General features: G+C 52.6%; 1 protein-coding gene and 1 pseudogene. Both read right to left on the reverse strand.

From position 1 onward, the window contains the following. Positions 1 to 184 (reverse strand): annotated as a pseudogene (locus tag ACXJKO_RS31970) (branched-chain amino acid ABC transporter permease); the annotation flags it as partial. After that, positions 177 to 685 (reverse strand): branched-chain amino acid ABC transporter permease (locus ACXJKO_RS31975; RefSeq protein WP_457095009.1); only part of this gene is annotated, 509 nt, incomplete at its 5' end. The pseudogene ACXJKO_RS31970 and the gene ACXJKO_RS31975, both read right to left, overlap by 8 nt.

Genomic DNA, 685 nt, shown 5'->3' on the forward strand with positions numbered 1-685 from the left:
CGAGTACACCGATACTGTTCGCGAAGCAGATACCTAGCGTATAGGTCCATGATCCCTGAACAAGGAAGGGAAACAACACGAGCGCAACGATCAGCGCAAAGGTTGCGCCGTGGCCTACCAGCGCGTTGCTCCAACCTGAGCGGGGGATTCTTGGGGAGCTCAAAATAACTGCGTTCTCAGACACGGGATCCTCCCGCTTTTACGAGCATGCCATTCGGAAAAATGTTGAGCGCCAGAAGGATCACACCAAGCAGGAAGGTACTGCTAAATTCGGGAGACACATAGAATGTAAACAAGTTCATGAGGACTCCAACCAGAATTCCTCCAATTAGACTGCCAGGCAGACTAGAAAAGCCCCCCAAGACTGCAGCTGCGAAGGCTTGCAACATGAATGTGACGACCGTCGTGGAACTTAGGAACGTCGTAGGAACAATAAGCAGCGCACCCACAACGCCGAGGAGTGCGGCGACGATCCAAGCAAAGAGGTGCATCGAGCGTAAATTCAAGCCGCAAACTTCTGCCGCGAACGGATTGGCTGAGATTGCGCGGAATGCAATGCCAAGCTTGGTGTAGTCGATGACGAAGAAAAGGCAGCTAATCGTGACCACTGTAACAGCGAGGACTGTGAGGTCGTACCCAGTGATCAACAAGCCGAGGAATGATGTGCTGAAACGCGGTACAGGAA

It is taken from the genome of Microvirga sp. P5_D2 (genome assembly GCF_054049475.1).